18 protein-coding genes and 2 tRNA genes are annotated in these 14,309 nt (G+C 65.3%); 11 read left to right on the forward strand and 9 right to left on the reverse strand.

Annotated elements, in window-relative coordinates; translation table 11 throughout:
* The first annotated feature begins 96 nt into the window (after window positions 1-96).
* From ASF88_RS03550 to ASF88_RS20255, 3 genes are all read left to right on the forward strand, one after another.
* Complete coding sequence (locus ASF88_RS03550) at window positions 97-444, forward strand: hypothetical protein (protein WP_055914279.1); 348 nt, start codon at window positions 97-99, stop codon at window positions 442-444.
* Window positions 444-821: a hypothetical protein gene (locus ASF88_RS03555; protein ID WP_157498183.1), complete on the forward strand. Its 378-nt coding sequence runs from the start codon at window positions 444-446 to the stop codon at window positions 819-821. Before ASF88_RS03550 ends, ASF88_RS03555 begins: the two co-directional genes overlap by 1 nt.
* Before the next feature lie 582 nt (window positions 822-1,403).
* Window positions 1,404-2,477 carry a hypothetical protein gene (locus tag ASF88_RS20255; protein ID WP_157498185.1) on the forward strand — a complete coding sequence of 358 codons (1,074 nt, stop codon included), beginning with the start codon at window positions 1,404-1,406 and terminating at the stop codon, window positions 2,475-2,477.
* A gap of 153 nt (window positions 2,478-2,630) precedes the next feature.
* Here the strand turns inward: ASF88_RS20255 and ASF88_RS03560 are convergent.
* Window positions 2,631-2,707, reverse strand: a tRNA-Lys gene (locus ASF88_RS03560).
* A gap of 140 nt (window positions 2,708-2,847) precedes the next feature.
* On the opposite strand from ASF88_RS03560, the gene ASF88_RS03565 reads away from it, so the two are divergent.
* Both ASF88_RS03565 and ASF88_RS20260 read left to right on the forward strand, forming a co-directional pair.
* Complete coding sequence (locus ASF88_RS03565; RefSeq protein WP_055914285.1) at window positions 2,848-3,135, forward strand: hypothetical protein; 288 nt, start codon at window positions 2,848-2,850, stop codon at window positions 3,133-3,135.
* Window positions 3,136-3,258: 123 nt separating this feature from the next.
* Complete coding sequence (locus ASF88_RS20260) at window positions 3,259-3,774, forward strand: hypothetical protein (RefSeq protein WP_157498187.1); 516 nt, start codon at window positions 3,259-3,261, stop codon at window positions 3,772-3,774.
* An 84-nt stretch (window positions 3,775-3,858) separates the two neighbouring features.
* Here the strand turns inward: ASF88_RS20260 and ASF88_RS03570 are convergent, their stop codons facing one another.
* The 3 genes from ASF88_RS03570 to ASF88_RS03580 are packed head-to-tail and all read right to left on the reverse strand — an operon-like array spanning window position 3,859 to window position 4,880.
* Entirely contained in the window at window positions 3,859-4,323 is a 465-nt protein-coding gene (locus ASF88_RS03570; RefSeq protein ID WP_055914287.1) for a hypothetical protein, read from the reverse strand.
* Between the two features lie 49 nt (window positions 4,324-4,372).
* A complete protein-coding gene (locus tag ASF88_RS03575) occupies window positions 4,373-4,639 on the reverse strand; it encodes a Txe/YoeB family addiction module toxin (protein ID WP_055914290.1) in 267 nt (88 codons plus the stop codon).
* On the reverse strand, window positions 4,632-4,880 hold the full coding sequence (locus tag ASF88_RS03580; RefSeq protein WP_055914293.1) for a type II toxin-antitoxin system Phd/YefM family antitoxin: 249 nt from the start codon (window positions 4,878-4,880) through the stop codon (window positions 4,632-4,634). Before ASF88_RS03580 ends, ASF88_RS03575 begins: the two co-directional genes overlap by 8 nt.
* Window positions 4,881-4,991: 111 nt before the next feature.
* On the opposite strand from ASF88_RS03580, the gene ASF88_RS03585 reads away from it, so the two are divergent.
* From ASF88_RS03585 to ASF88_RS03595, 3 genes are all read left to right on the forward strand, one after another.
* Window positions 4,992-5,309 carry a hypothetical protein gene (locus tag ASF88_RS03585; protein ID WP_157498189.1) on the forward strand — a complete coding sequence of 106 codons (318 nt, stop codon included), beginning with the start codon at window positions 4,992-4,994 and terminating at the stop codon, window positions 5,307-5,309.
* A gap of 287 nt (window positions 5,310-5,596) precedes the next feature.
* A complete protein-coding gene (locus tag ASF88_RS03590) occupies window positions 5,597-6,187 on the forward strand; it encodes an RNA polymerase sigma factor (protein WP_082518730.1) in 591 nt (196 codons plus the stop codon).
* The gene (locus tag ASF88_RS03595) at window positions 6,184-6,771 is read left to right on the forward strand and encodes a hypothetical protein (RefSeq protein WP_157498191.1); all 588 of its coding nucleotides are present in this window, start codon (window positions 6,184-6,186) and stop codon (window positions 6,769-6,771) included. The genes ASF88_RS03590 and ASF88_RS03595 overlap by 4 nt, the downstream gene beginning before the upstream one ends.
* Window positions 6,772-7,678: 907 nt before the next feature.
* On the opposite strand, the gene ASF88_RS03605 is transcribed toward ASF88_RS03595, so the two are convergent.
* A tRNA-Lys gene (locus ASF88_RS03605) sits at window positions 7,679-7,751 on the reverse strand.
* A gap of 57 nt (window positions 7,752-7,808) precedes the next feature.
* Here ASF88_RS03605 and ASF88_RS03610 point away from each other — a divergent pair.
* The 3 genes from ASF88_RS03610 (at window position 7,809) to ASF88_RS03620 (ending at window position 10,045) form a co-directional block, all read left to right on the forward strand.
* A complete protein-coding gene (locus tag ASF88_RS03610) occupies window positions 7,809-8,438 on the forward strand; it encodes a hypothetical protein (protein ID WP_055914306.1) in 630 nt (209 codons plus the stop codon).
* A gap of 258 nt (window positions 8,439-8,696) precedes the next feature.
* On the forward strand, window positions 8,697-9,269 hold the full coding sequence (gene sigK, locus ASF88_RS03615; RefSeq protein ID WP_055914310.1) for an ECF RNA polymerase sigma factor SigK: 573 nt from the start codon (window positions 8,697-8,699) through the stop codon (window positions 9,267-9,269).
* Complete coding sequence (locus ASF88_RS03620) at window positions 9,266-10,045, forward strand: anti-sigma factor (protein ID WP_055914313.1); 780 nt, start codon at window positions 9,266-9,268, stop codon at window positions 10,043-10,045. Before sigK ends, ASF88_RS03620 begins: the two co-directional genes overlap by 4 nt.
* Window positions 10,046-10,116: 71 nt before the next feature.
* Here ASF88_RS03620 and pstB read toward each other — a convergent pair whose 3' ends face one another.
* The 4 genes from pstB to pstS all read right to left on the reverse strand — a co-directional run bounded on the left by pstB (window position 10,117) and on the right by pstS (window position 14,178).
* Window positions 10,117-10,896, reverse strand: a complete 780-nt coding sequence (gene pstB, locus ASF88_RS03625; RefSeq protein ID WP_055914316.1) for a phosphate ABC transporter ATP-binding protein PstB — start codon at window positions 10,894-10,896, stop codon at window positions 10,117-10,119.
* A gap of 46 nt (window positions 10,897-10,942) precedes the next feature.
* Window positions 10,943-12,043: a phosphate ABC transporter permease PstA gene (gene pstA, locus ASF88_RS03630; protein WP_055914319.1), complete on the reverse strand. Its 1,101-nt coding sequence runs from the start codon at window positions 12,041-12,043 to the stop codon at window positions 10,943-10,945.
* Window positions 12,043-12,990 (reverse strand): phosphate ABC transporter permease subunit PstC, encoded by a 948-nt coding sequence (pstC, locus tag ASF88_RS03635; protein WP_055914322.1) that lies wholly within the window; start codon window positions 12,988-12,990, stop codon window positions 12,043-12,045. The genes pstA and pstC overlap by 1 nt, the downstream gene beginning before the upstream one ends.
* A 93-nt stretch (window positions 12,991-13,083) precedes the next feature.
* Complete coding sequence (pstS, locus tag ASF88_RS03640; RefSeq protein WP_055914325.1) at window positions 13,084-14,178, reverse strand: phosphate ABC transporter substrate-binding protein PstS; 1,095 nt, start codon at window positions 14,176-14,178, stop codon at window positions 13,084-13,086.
* Window positions 14,179-14,309 lie beyond the last annotated feature (131 nt).

Below are 14,309 nucleotides of genomic sequence, written 5' to 3' on the forward strand. Positions count from 1 at the left end.
ACGGTTCGAAGATTACGCCGGTCGGCACGTACAACTCGCGGAGGATTGCGGCGCACCTCCGGCTGGGTAGTCTCAGTCACCACGTGAGGAGAAACGATGTCGAACTCGACGCACCGTTCGGCCGCGCAGCCGACGCTCGAGTCCACGCGCTCGCTTCGCCTTTGGATGTCAGTACTGCTCGTCGCTGTGAACATCGCTGTGGGCGCGTTCTACGGCTTGTGGGCCGTTGCAGACGAGTGGGCGGTTGATCGTTCGGAGGCGACCCACGGTTTCGATCCGTCGATGCTTTTGCCGAATAGCGTCGGCCTGTGGATCGTCGCGAACGCCAGCCTCGTCTTGTTGATTGGTCTCGACGTAGCGTGGATCTGCCTGACGCTGAAGCTGCGAACGGTGCGCTCGGCGGCGCGAGCGCAGCGCGTCGTCAGACCGGGGGAGCAGCACTGATGGAATCCAAAGCAGGGGCCCGGTCCTCAACGCATCAGAGTCGACGCCGCATTACCGGTGGCGTGATTGTGGTCGCGATGATTCTGGTGGTAGTTCTCGGCCTTATTCTGCAGCCCTGGTGGGAAGGCTTCACGATCAAGGGTCTGAATCTCACGGTCACGAACGACACCCACCATGCGATCACCTGGAAGTGCGGCACAGGCGATCGGGTCATGCAGCCAGGCGCGACAGATGTCTTGCGCTTTGCAATCCAGCCTGAGGATACAAGCGGCTGCGATTATGCGAACGGCGTGGAAATGTGTCTCAATGAATTCAAGCCCTACCCGAGTGGACACGTCACCGCGTCGTACGCGATCAGCCAATGGGCCTGTAAGTAGACGCACTGATCTCGCGCGAGCCCACCCATCCACCGACACGGGCCCGGATCTGCTTTCGCGATGGCTTGCATTCCATCCTTGGTCTCCTTGGTTCTGGTGTCTCATCATCGACCTCGTCTCTTGCCCATCTCGTCCGGGTCCTCGCGTCCGCTCGCCGCTCTCATTCCAGAGGATGATTTTGGCTCGAAACGCCAGCGCGCGCCCGGGCCGCCCATTAGCGTGAACCGAATCGTTCGGGATGGAGAACACGTGCAGAGATCGTTGGGACACGACCGGGCTGCCGGCCCGTCCTCCCGGGTGACGCCGCGCCATGCGCGATGGACTTTGGCGGTTCCCGCCGCCGTCGCGATTGTCGTCGCGACCCTCGCGGGATGCGCGAGTCTTCCGCTCGCACCAACACCGGCGGCGATCTCGGTCCTCTGGGACTCGAACAGTCCAGTCCCTTCAGGCGACAACGCGCGCAGTGCCACGTTCAACGGCGTCGTGTGCCCACCTGACGGCGACTGCGTCGCATACGGAAGTGACACAGCTGCCGACGGGGGCTATCGACCGCTCCTTGTTGAGCGGCACGGTGACAGCTGGGTGCCAGAAACTGCCCCTCTGCCCATCGGTACCGAACCAGCGAGCGATTCGCTATCCAACGTCGCGGCGGTCGACTGCGTTCGTCGCGCGTGCCTCGCGATCGCAGAGTTCCAGGACGCCAAGCACGTCTGGCATTTCTCCTCCACGGGATTCGATCATGAGTCCGGCCCTGCCGTCGAGATACCCATCTCCGGCGCGGCCAAGACGGCGGACGAAGTGGCGTCCGGGCCGGACGAGCAAGGCGGCGTCGCGCTGTCCTGTTGGTCAGCCAGGGGCTGCATGGCGGCGGTCAGCATATGGTTCCAGACAGGTGGGTCCTTCGAGCGGGACGCGTTCGAGCTTGTCCGGTTTGACGGGGAGCGTTGGATGACGGTGCCGGGTCCCGAGCTCGGCCTCCCACCTGGCTACGGGTCGCAAGCGGTCCAGCTCCGTTGCACCTCGCCGGAATCGTGCGTGATCGTCGGCAGCGCCAGCAACGCGCTGGGCGATTCGATGCACGCGTGGTCGGCCGTGTCGACAGGCGGTCGGTGGCGAGCGACGATGGAACCGGGGCTCTCGTCGTTCGACGATCTCTCGTGCATCGGCAACGCCCCTTGCCAGGCGCTGGCTCAAAAGGACGAGGGCAATGCCCTGGTGACGCTCGGTTCGGATGGGTCGACTTCCGTCCGCGATCTCCCGAACGCGACTCGGTTCTATGCGTTGGGCTGTTCTTCGCAGCTCTGTGCATTCAGCGGAGCGGCGCCCGAGGACGGTGGTGGATACCTCGGCACGGGCACGCCATCGGGAGTATCGACCACGAACGCGTATCCCGGCGATAGGCCCTTGATGCTCGGAAATCCTCAAACGGTCGCCTGCACGTCCGCGTCCTTTTGTGCGGCTGTGGGCGGATACGAGGGCAACTCTACCGATGGCACTTCGTTTCCGTTGGTCGAGGTCTACGTAGACAACTCATGGAAGGCGACAGGTCCCGCACTTCCGCCCGGTATCAAAAGTGGAACGTTGAATGGCGTGGCCTGTCAGTCCGCCCAAGACTGCATAGCCATTGGGCAAGCGAACGGATACGTCAGGCCATGATCCGCAGACCGACAAGCGCGGCATCGCTGCGAGCTGGCCGATCTCAGCAGGCCTCTTCGACAACGGCATAGATGCCGATGGAGACACGTTGAGCCGCTCTCCAGAAGTCGTGGGCAACGTGCGGGCAAATCCCGAACCCGTGATTCACTGAGTGGGACCCGTGGGGCTCGAACCCACGACCCGCGGATTAAAAGTCCGCTCGTGGCCCGCGCCAGGGGAGCGACGGGTCCGAAAATCCGCGGAATTCCGCGGAATTCCGCGCTTTTGGAGCGCATTGAGATCTCTATAACCTCAGGTGATCTCATACAGGTGTGGGCAAATTGTGGGCACGGATCGAACGGACAGGTGTCTTGCGTACTAACTTCGGGACATGGCACGAGACCTGACGGCAGAGATCGAGGCGATCATCGGTCTCGATGATCCGATCGGAATCGGCGGCCCGGACAATGTGGGGGAGTACACCCCGGAGGCGAGGGAGATCGCCGCAGAGCTCCTCGGAATCGAGTCCGAGCGAGGGCTGCAGGTGGCTATCCACGAGATCTTTCAATCGTGGTTCACTCCAGAGCTGGCCGGGTCGATCGAGCAATACGAGTCGATCGCTCGCCGGGTGTGGGCGCTTCGCAAGGAAGCCGATGAGCTCCTTTGGGCTGGCGTCTAGCGGCTCGCCGGCAGGCGTCGTCGACCGGATCATAGAAGACGATTCTCTTCGTCGATGCGCCGCCGCGATATCCATCTTGCGGATGACTCGCCACGGCGCATGGTGCGCCTACCGTGATCCTCGATGGACATCCCGGACGTAACGATTTCGAGCCGCACGACTGCATTGCCTCGGCTTCGCGCGAAGTCGGTCTTGGCCGCATGGATCACCGCGGCGTGGGCTGTCGGCGTTGTCGCGGCGGGCGCGCAGACAGCGGCGCTGCTGGACGAGTCAACTGTCGGATCAGTAGACACCGCAACCGGGCTGCAACTCATCGCTTGGGGGCTTTGCGCTTTCACTGGGGCGTGCGGTGTGTCGCTCGGACTTGTCTCGACCGGGCCGTTCGTACGCTTCAGCTGTTGGTTCGCGGGCTCGCTCGTCGTCGCTTTGGCCATACCGGTGATCGCAGGCGTTGGCATGGCAGAGTCGCCGCAGCCCAACAGCGATATCGGTGCCGCCATAGGCATTTTCGTTTTTGCCGCGCCCATCGCGATCATCTCTGTAGCGCCAGCGATCGGATTTGGCATTGGGATTGGTCTCGGTCGCGGACTTCGGCAGGCCTATTTTGCCTTGGCGGCCTCTCCTGAGCGAACTCGATGAAGCTGGCGTCGCCAAAGTTTGCGGCCGGGTGGCAGGAAGCGGCAGGGAGAAAGGAACGGATCGCCCTCGACTGCCTGCGCCGGGTCACTGCTCGGCTTCGTCGTTTGGGTGACTGGCGAACCACCCGAAGCTGGCCCCGGTCTCGGCTTCGGCTTCGATCCGTTCGAAGCGACTTCTGTGCCATGCGCCCACTCGTGTAAACGCGGCTTCGGCAGCTTCGTTCGTAGTGGGCTTGTCGGACCTAACCCGGAGCTTTCGATCGCGCTGGTCGAAATACTCGACTTCGAAAGCTCGCCCCACTTCGACGGAGAGGCGCTCAGCAAGGCGACACCCTTCCTCTGCGTGATAGTTCTGATCTTCCCGTGACCGCCAGGTGAAGTCGGTATCCATCGTCTCGTAGTAGTGCGTTTCCCACGCTTCCATGGATTGGCGCAGCGTCGTGCTCACCCCCGATTCTTCATAGGAGAGGGGGCCAACGATGAACCAGATCACACTGTCGGCGTAGTCGGGAAATATCCGGATCAGGGAGAACTTGTCATCGCTTGCCACAGTCGGAGCATAGAGGGCTCCGCGATTCGCGAGAAGCGCGAGCAGGCCGTCAGTAGTGGTAGCGCGCTTGCAGCACTACCACGTAGGCGTCGTCGACCAGATACACGAGCCGGTTGGCTTCGTCTATGCGTCGAGACCACGCCCCAGCCAGTGCATGTTTGAGCGGTTCCGGTTTGCCGACGCCCTCGAACGGGTCGCCGCGCAGGATGTCGTCGATCAGGAGGTTGATCCGCTTGAGCGTGCGCCGGTCCTGGCCCTGCCAGTAGAGGTAGTCCTCCCAGCCGCCGGCGGTCCAGGCGAGCTTGCGGTCACTCACTGGTCAGGTCGTGCTCGGTGATGTCTCCCGAACGGGCGCTTTCGATGGCGTCGATGAGGCGGCGCGCGTTCTTGGGGGAGCGCAGGAGGTAGGTGGTCTCGAGCAGCGAGTCGTACTCGTCCTTCGACATCAGGACGGCCGAACCGCGCTTGGACGTGATCTCGACTTCGGTCTGGTCGAGGTTGACACGCTCGATGAGGCCGAAGAGGTCGGCGCGAGCCTCGCTTGCTGTGATGGCCATGATTCCTCCAAGTGGTACAAGATATCGTACCACCGATGCTCATTGACCCTTTCGGATCCAGTCGACGGTTCGGATGTGGTGCAGGGCAGAGGGGGTAGTAGCGTTCACATCGTGAGCGACCCGCATAAGTGGGACCGATGGGACCGGACTGTGGCGCGTCCGTTGATGAGGCGAAGCATCGCCAGCCTGATCGCACTACGGGTCTTTGCGGTCGCCCTCCTTACAGCGGCGTTCGCCGGCCTCCTGATCGCGGCGATCTCCTCGGAGAGGCAAAGCGCCTGGGCGCTCTTCGCCGTGGTTGCGGTGTTCTGGGTATTCGTCGTCGGGACTTACGCGTGGGTGGCCGTGTTGATCATGCGAGCACGGCGACTGCGGCGCCCGGGGGCGCTCAATACGCAGAGCGCCGACCCTCAGAATCGAACTGAGTAGCCCTGAATTCGCGGAGTTGGCCGTCGCTCTTGGCTCCCTTCTCCTTCCTTGGCATCTATCTCGCTTGGCCCTGGTCTCATCTATCTCTCTCTGGCTTCTGTCTCCGTTGGGATTTGCTCTTGTTGGTTTCGGGTTACCTTTTCATTGCCTCGTCGCTCTCTACCGAAGCTTTGGCCCGGTTCGCTTCTCACCAGAGCGAAGCCAGCCATCGGCAGCTATTCCACCGAGCCCAGGCGCGCGGTCTTACGGTTTTGGAACCGTTTCCGGGCTTCGGACATTATCTGAATGTGAGATCCGATGAGAGTGGCGAGCCAGCGATGCTTGCTCGTGCACGCCGCGGCGATCCCCAAGCGTTCGGGGAACTGTTCGACCTCCACCGTGACCGGGTGTTTCGGCAAGCACTCCGGATGACACGGTCGGTGCACGACGCAGAGGACGTCACCGGCATGGTCTTCCTCGAGGCGTGGCGTCGGCGAGAAGCTCTAACCGAAGTCGACGGCTCGGTGATCGGGTGGTTGCTTCTAACGGCGAACAATGTCAGCCGGAATCTGTCGCGGTCGATCCGCAGATATCGCCACACCCTCTCGACTCTGCCCTTTCCAGAGGACAGCCCGGATCACAGCAACGCGGTCGACGACCGACTTGATTCTCACCCACAGCTGGCGGCGTTGCGGGAGGCTCTCGCACGGTTACCTCGTCGCGATCAGGACGTCCTGTCCCTGTGCGTGATGGAGGAGCTCAGCACGGCGGACGCTGCAGCCGTTCTGAATATCCCAACCGGCACTGTGAAGTCGCGACTGTTCCGCGCAAAGGCTCGGCTCTCCGCACTCGTCGCCCCGACCAACACGATCATCTCGATGGAAGTTGGTGACCGATGAATGACAAAGTCCGGTTCGACGAGCGACGCAACGAAGCCTGGCGAGCGGCCATCGTGGAACATGCCAGGACTAGCAGCGCGAGCGGCCGAGGCGGCCGACGGGCTTTGATTGTTGCGCTCGTCGTCGCAGCGGTGGCGGTCTCCAGCGGAGGGGTAGCGTTCGCACTGAGCGCTCATCTGCAGCAACCGGCGGTCGTCGCCTCGACCACGCCGACGCCCATCGAGAGGGATACACCCAGTGTCACCCTCACGCCAGCGCCGACGCCATCCGAAGATTCCACGGCGATCGCGCGACAGAACGCCGAGCAGGCCTGCAGGGCGCTGACATCGGCGCTGGACAGCGACGGGAACATTCTGAGCGCTGATGCGTGGTCGGCGGCGTTGGATAGCGCCGGCCAAGCGGCTGCGGTGGCTGCCAAGCTATCGTCGTCGTTCGCGGGCTTGGACACCGCCGTGTCCACGCTGTCTCAGACGCAGCTTCCGGGACCCTCCGCTACGGACTCCGAGAAGAACGCGTACTGGGACGCCTACCTCCCTGTTGCAACCGAGTGTTCCTCTCTCGGGGTCGTTCTACCCACCGACTGAGTCCCAATGTCACGATTGCGTCCGTCCGCCCAAGGATCCTCGCGCGTTGAGCGACCGAGTCAATGGTGCAGCTCCGCTGCATCGCGGAGCGACGCGTAGCGCCCTTGACACGGTCTCCCGACGCGCCATTATCGGGCGTCGGGGCGGACCAAAAGATTCGGGACCGGGACCTGAAACTGCTCGAGCGGATCTACCCGTGCATTAGTGCTGCGCCGCCGATGATCATGCCAATGCAAGCGACGACGATGATCCACGGAGGCACTATCGACCGCGGCTTGCCCTGCGCCTCTCGTCGATCAGCGACCCTGCGGTCGAATCGGCGCGCCCGGGGCATGATCAAGACGTAGGCGACCATTAGGGCGATGATGGCAAGTCCCGCGAGAAGCTCCGACAGATCCACTCAGACGCCCTTGCCGACTCGTGGTCGCCTATGGCGACCGTTTGCTCTCATCTGGAGAGCCGGGACGGCGTTGTAGCTAGCCGGTCAGCTCCAGCAGAAACTTATCGGCTCGATCGCCCCTGCAACGAATTCAACCCACCAAGAAGTCGGTTGAGCGCGGATCAGAGTCCGGGGTGAAGCCGAAGGGGAGCATCCCGCGCAAGCGCGAAGCCGAGCCGGCCGCAGAGGTACGTCTCGATCACCCGAGGACGCGTTTCCGCCGGCGCCGGCGGCCGGGACATCATCGCCGCGACCTTCGCCGGAGCTTAGCGACGCCGGGAACAGCTCGGCGTCGCTCTTGGTGCAGAATCCTCACTTGCGCGAAGGAGTCGATCCACGTCTCGCTTCAGGCCTCGGAGGGTGAACCATCGTGGCTCTCCAGAAGTCGTGCACAATGAGCAGGCAAATCCCGAAATCGCGGCTTCCGAATCGGCCGCCGATGGGCGTGTATCCCTGTGATTCACTGAGTGGGCCCCGTGGGGCTCGAACCCACGACCCGCGGATTAAAAGTCCGATGCTCTACCGACTGAGCTAGAGGCCCTCGCCTTCTAATCTAGCGTGGATTCCGAACCTCCCTGTGCCGGGGCAGAATGGGGGGATGCCTGACCGCTATCACAAGCCGACTCTGTTCCCCGGGCGGATCTTCGAGGCGTTCCTCGGTGGGGACGACCCGGCGCAGATCAGCAAGGTCGCCCACGAGACCGCGCAGGCGCTGCTCGCGCGCGTGCGGGAGGATCCCGACCCCGACATCGTGGATCGACTCGTCGCTTACACCGACGAGCACGGCATCGACGCGATCGCCGAGCTGTGGTCTCGGTCGAACGCCAAGAGCCTGCCGGGCGCGCTCTGGCGCATCTACCTGCTGCGGTTGCTGATCCGGCAGGACGCCGACGGCACCGCGCTGCTCTACCAGCGCGGCACCGAGGTGATCGCGTCGATCGATCCCGTGGTCGCCGGGGCTCCCACGCCGGCCGGGCCGGGGGAGGTCACCGAGCTCGCCGACCGCATCCTCCGTGGTGTGTTCGAGGGCGACTTCGCCGTCGCGCTCGATCGGGCCGCCGCGTTCTGCCGGGTGACGGCCGCCGGCTGCCTTTCCGTCGCCGACGACCGCGACCCGATCGACCCCGAGCGAGCGAGCGAGCTCACCACGCGGGCCCTCCGGTTCACCCGTACGGCGGAGGAGCTGACGGCGTGCGCCCGGCTCTGGCGCACCGACTCGCTCGACTGAGCCGGTATTCCCGGTTCCCGTTCTCGGGCGGCGAACGCCACGCCGTGAACGCATCCCGCGCCTCCTGTACTATGGACGAAGCCGGACCGCAGTAACCCCGGGCTCCAATACTTGCCGCTTCGAGCGGCCTCGCGCCGAGAGGCGTTCTGCGGTCCGGCTCTTTCGTACCTGGAGGGACGAGTCTCCGCGAAGAAGGTCTACTGTCGTTTCTCGACAGAGGCCGACCAGCAACGCAGCACCGGAAGCGGAGAACAGCACGTGGACGACACCTCGGGCGACGGTTCGCCTCCCGATCTCGACGCGCTCCTGCTCGCGACGGCACGCGGCGACCAGCGTGCGTTCTCCGACTTCTACGACCTGACGGCCGCGCGTGTACTCGGTCTCGTGCGCCGGCTCCTGATCGATGCGGCGCAGTCCGAAGAGGTCGCCCAGGAGGTCTTCCTGGAGGCCTGGCAATCCGCAGCGCGGTTCGATCCGAATAAGGGTCGAGCACTCACCTGGATCCTCACCATGGCCCACCGGAGGGCGGTCGACCGCATCCGGGCGTCCCAGTCCGCCCACGACCGCGACACCGCCATCGGCATCCGCGACCTGCCGACGGACTTCGACGTGGTGGCCGAGACGGTCGAGGTGCGGGTGGAGCACGAGAGAGTGGAGGTGGCGATGGCGAGACTGAGCGGCGCGCAGCGTCAGGCCATCGCCCTCGCGTACTACGGAGGCCTGACTCAGAGCGAGATCGCGGCCGAGCTCGGCATCCCCCTCGGCACAGCCAAAACCCGGTTGCGGGATGCGATGATACGGCTGCGAGATGAGCTGGGGGTGACACGATGACCGACGACGACGGTGGAATCGTCGACCCCGAACGCCTCGGTGCACGCCTCGGCGCCCAGAGCGAGCGGGAGGCGCGCGAGTTCGAGGAGGTCGCAGCCCAACTCGGGGCCGCCGCGGAGCCCGTGCAGCCTCCCGCCGAGCTGAAGGCGGCGCTGTTCGCGAAGCTCGGCTCGACACCGCAGCTGCCGGCAGACACCGCTCAGGAGGCCGCAGGCCGTCCCGAGCAGCCTGCGCCGACGCCTGCCGAATACACTGCGCCGCCGCCGGCCGGGCTTCCCGCTCAGACGCCCGCCGAGCACCGCGCCAACCGCCGCTGGTTCCAGCGTCCCGGCGCGATCCTCGCCGCGGCGGCCGCTGCCGCCATCCTGTTCGTCGCCGGGGCGTTCGTCGGTGTCGGCCTGGCCGGAACCGACTCCTACCAGCGCGAGCAGGCCACGGCGCTCGCCGCGATCAACGCGGCTCCGGACGTTCAGCGCGCGACCTCCGCCGTCAGCGGAGGCGGCACCGCGACCCTGGTGTGGTCGGCTCAGCAGGGCCGGTCCGCCGTGATCGCGACCGACCTCCCGAAGCTCGCCGACGACAAGACCTACGAGCTCTGGTACATCCACGATGGCACCGCCACGCCGGCCGGCACCATGGACTCGACCGGCGCGGTGCACTCCTGGCGGGTGCTCAAAGGCGAGATGACGCCGGGAGTCACGGTCGGCATGACGGTCGAGCCGGACGGAGGCTCGCAGAAACCGACGACGCCGCCGATCCTCGCGATCACCTCCTGACCGGAGGTTTCCGGATACGACGAGAGGCCCACGGGACATCCCGGGGGCCTCTCGTCATGCCGGGCGGTCGATCAACCGAAGCGGCCGGAGACGTAGTCCTCGGTGGCCTGGACCGTCGGGTTCGAGAAGATCATGTTGGTGTCGTTGTACTCGATGAGCTTGCCGGGCTTGCCCGTACCCGCGATGTTGAAGAATGCGGTGCGGTCGGAGACGCGGGACGCCTGCTGCATGTTGTGCGTGACGATCACGATCGTGTAGTCGTTCTTGAGCTCCTCGATGAGGTCCTCGATCGCGAGCGTCGAGATCGGGTCGAGGGCCGAGCACGGCTCGTCCATCAGGAGCACATCGGGGGAGACGGCGATCGCGCGGGCGATGCACAGACGCTGCTGCTGGCCGCCCGACAGGCCCGAGCCGGGGAGGCTCAGGCGGTCCTTCACCTCGTTCCAGAGGTTGGCGCCCTGCAGCGACTTCTCCACCAGGTCGTCGCTCTCGCTCTTCGACATGCGGCGGTTGTTGAGCTTGACGCCGGCGAGAACGTTGTCCCGGATGCTCATCGTCGGGAACGGGTTCGGCCGCTGGAAGACCATGCCGACCTGACGGCGCACCAGCACCGGATCGACGCCGGCGCCGTAGAGGTTGTTGCCGTCGATCAGCACCTCGCCCTCCACGTAGGCACCGGGGATGACCTCGTGCATGCGGTTCAGCGTGCGGAGGAAGGTGGACTTGCCGCAGCCGGACGGCCCGATGAACGCCGTCACGGTGCGGGGCTCGATGGTGAGCGACACACCCTCCACGGCACGGAACTTGCCGTAGTAGACGTTCAGGTCGTTGACTTCGATGCGCTTGGACACGTTTTTCCTTGTCTGCGTTCTTCGGGTGAGACGGTGGAGGTCGCGATCAGCGGCCGTACTTGGGGGCGAAGGCCTTGGCGATGATGCGGCCGATGAGGTTCAGCAGCATGACGATGATGATCAGGGCCAGCGCGCCGGTCCAGGCGCGGTCGATGGAGGCCTGCGCGTGGAGGCCTGCAGCCTGCGTGTACTGCGTGTACACGAACACCGGGAGAGTCATCATGCGGTCGTTGAACGGGTCGTAGTTCATGCTCGTCGTGAACCCGGCGACGATCAGCAGCGGCGCGGTCTCGCCGATCACGCGGGCGATCGCAAGCATGACGCCGGTGACGAGGCCCGCGAGGGACGTCGGCAGCACGACCTTGACCACGGTCAGCCACTTGGGCACGCCCAGGGCGAGGGAGGCCTCCCGCAGCTCGTTGGGGACGATCCGCAGGATCTCCTCGCTGGAGCGCACCACCACCGGGATCATCAGCACCGAAAGGGCGATGGCGCCCATGAAGCCGTTGCGGATGGCCGGCCCGAAGACCAGCGCGAACAGTGCGTACGCGAACAGACCGGCGACGATCGACGGGATGCCCGTCATCACGTCCACGAGGAACGTGATGGCACGCGCGAGCGTGCCGCGACCGTACTCGACCAGATAGATCGAGGTGAGCAGGCCGATCGGCACGGAGATGATCGCGGTCAGCGCCGTGATGATCAGGGTGCCCACGATGGCGTGCAGCGCACCGCCGCCCTCGCCGATGACGTTGCGCATCGACTCCGAGAAGAACGCGACATCGAAGCGGGCGAGGCCCTGGGCGATGACAGTCCAGCCGAGCGAGATCAGCGGCAGCAGCGCGATGATGAAGGCCGTCGCCACGAGCGAGGTGACCAGGCGGTCCTTCGCCTTGCGGCCGCCCTCGACCAGGAGCGAGGTCGAGTAGATGGCGACGTCGAAGAGCACGGTTCCGAAGAAGATCGCGCCGACGATATTGAAGCCCTTGGTGGCTCCGCTGGCGGCGAGCATCGCGAAGACGGCGCCGAGGATGATCCAGGAGGCCACGAGCATCGCCCAAGGCGACCAGCGGGGCAACTTGCCTGCGGTGTAGGAGTTGGCGAGCGGGCGCGGGGCCGCGGTCGCGGTCGTTGTGGTGGCGGCCATCAGTTCGCTCCAGAGAAGGCCGCGCGGCGGCTGACGATGTAACGGGCGAGCATGTTGATCAGGAGGGTCACCACGAACAGCACCAGGCCGGAGGCGATGAGAGCGTTGACGCCGACGCCCGTGGCCTCCGGGAACTGCAGCGCGATGTTCGCGGCGATCGTGTTCGGGCTCTGCGCCTGCAGCACCGCGAACTTCACGATCAGTGCGGGCGACAGCACCATCGCGATCGCGAGCGTCTCGCCGAGAGCGCGGCCGAGGCCGAGCATCATGGCCGAGACGATGCCGCTGCGGGCGAAGGGGAGGACCGCCATGCGGACCATCTCCCACTTGGTCGCGCCGAGCGCGAGCGCGGCCTCCTCGTGGAGGCGCGGGGTCTGCAGGAAGATCTCGCGGCAGATGGCCGTCATGATCGGGATGACCATGACAGCGAGCACGATGGCGGCGGTCAGAATGGTGCGGCCGGTGCCGGAGACGGGCGGAGCGAAGAAGGGGATCCAGCCGAAGTACTGGCCGAGCCAGGCGTAGAAGGGCTGGACGAACGACGAGAGCGTCGCGATGCCCCACAGGCCGAAGACGACCGACGGGACCGCCGCGAGCAGGTCGATGATGTAGCCGAGGGTCTGCGCCACGCGTCGCGGGGCGTAGTGCGAGATGAAGAGCGCGATCCCGATCGACAGCGGTGTCGCGATGAGGAGCGCGATGAAGGCCGCCCAGATGGTGCCGAAGACGAGCGGCCACACCCACGACCAGAAGTTGGTCGCGTTGTTGGGTAGCTGGCCCGCGCCGGCGAACAGAGCCGGAATGCTCTGGATGATGAGGAAGAGCGCGACGGCGGCGAGGGTGGCGAGAATCAGCGACCCTGCGACGACGGTGCTGGTGGAGAAGACGCGGTCGCCGAGGCGGATCTTCGCCTTCGGCCTGATGGCTCCTGCGGTTCCGGCGGTCATTCGTTGCTTTCTCTCATCGGGTTCCCCGGAGGGTGAGGGTGATGCGCCGCTCGGCCTGGACCGTGGTGCGGTCCAGGCCGAGCGGCCGGGGTGTTACTTGATGCTGGCGACGGCCTTGCTGACCTTGGAGGACAGGTCGTTCGACAGCGGGGCCGAGCCGGCCTGCTCCGAAGCGGCCTTCTGAGCGTCGCTGCTGATGACGTAGTCGACGTAGCCCTTCACGAGGCCCGCCTTGGCAGCGTCCTTGTACTCCTGGCAGGCGACGACGTACGAGACGAGGACAAGCGGCCAGGCACCCTTGGAGCTGTCCTTGCGGTTGATCTGGATGGCCAGGTCGTTCGTCCCACGACCCGAGGCGATCGGCGAGGCGGCGACCACGGCGGCCGCGCCGTCGGCGCTGATCTTGTTGTAGGTGTCTCCGACCTTCAGCTGCGCGATCGAGAGACCAGCGGAGCCCGACTCGTCGATGTAGGTGATCGAGTTCTTCGCGTTCTTCGTGGCGTCCGCGACACCCGAGGTGCCCTTGGCGGCGTCACCGACCTGGAACGGGAAGGTCTGCGAGGCCGGAGCCGTCCAGACCGACGGAGCGTTCGCAGCGAGGTAGTCGGTGAAGTTCTGCGTGGTGCCCGAGTCGTCGGAGCGGTGAACGACCGTGATCGGAGCCGACGGGAGCGTGGCGCCCGAGTTCTGGCTCTTGATCTTGGCGTCGTCCCAGGCGGTGATCTTGCCCGAGAAGATGCCGGCGATCGTGTCGGCGTCGAGTTTGAGGTCCTTCACGCCGTCCACGTTGTACGCGATGGCGATCGGGGAGATGTAGACCGGGAGGTCGATGCCCTTGCTGCTCGGCGCGCAGCCGGCGAAGGTGCCGCCGAGCTCGGCGTCGTTGAGGGCGGCGTCAGAGCCGGCGAAGTCGGCAGCGCCCGAGATGAAGCTCTTGCGGCCTGCGCCGGAGCCCTGCGGGTCGTAGTTGACGGTGACCTTGGGGTTGGCCTGCTGGAAGCCCGCGATCCAGACGGTCTGGGCGGCACCCTGAGCCGACGAGCCGATGCCGTTGAGCGTGCCGGACAGGTTCGACGGCTTGGCCGTGGTGGTCGCCGGGGTGCTGCCCTCGTTCGACGCACAAGCGGTGAGGGAGATGGCGGCGGCGGCGAGGAGTGCCACGGGAACGCCAAGACGCTTCAGTTTCACAGTTGTCCCTTCCGGGGATCAGTAACAACAGGACGGGGTCGGTGCGACCCGCGTGAGACGCTATTCCCGGTGTCTGTCCAGAGTCCCCCGCACTGGTAAACGGAAGGTAAACAAGGGTTGGCTAGCTGGTG

It is taken from the genome of Leifsonia sp. Leaf336 (genome assembly GCF_001423695.1).
GTDB lineage: Bacteria > Actinomycetota > Actinomycetes > Actinomycetales > Microbacteriaceae > Leifsonia.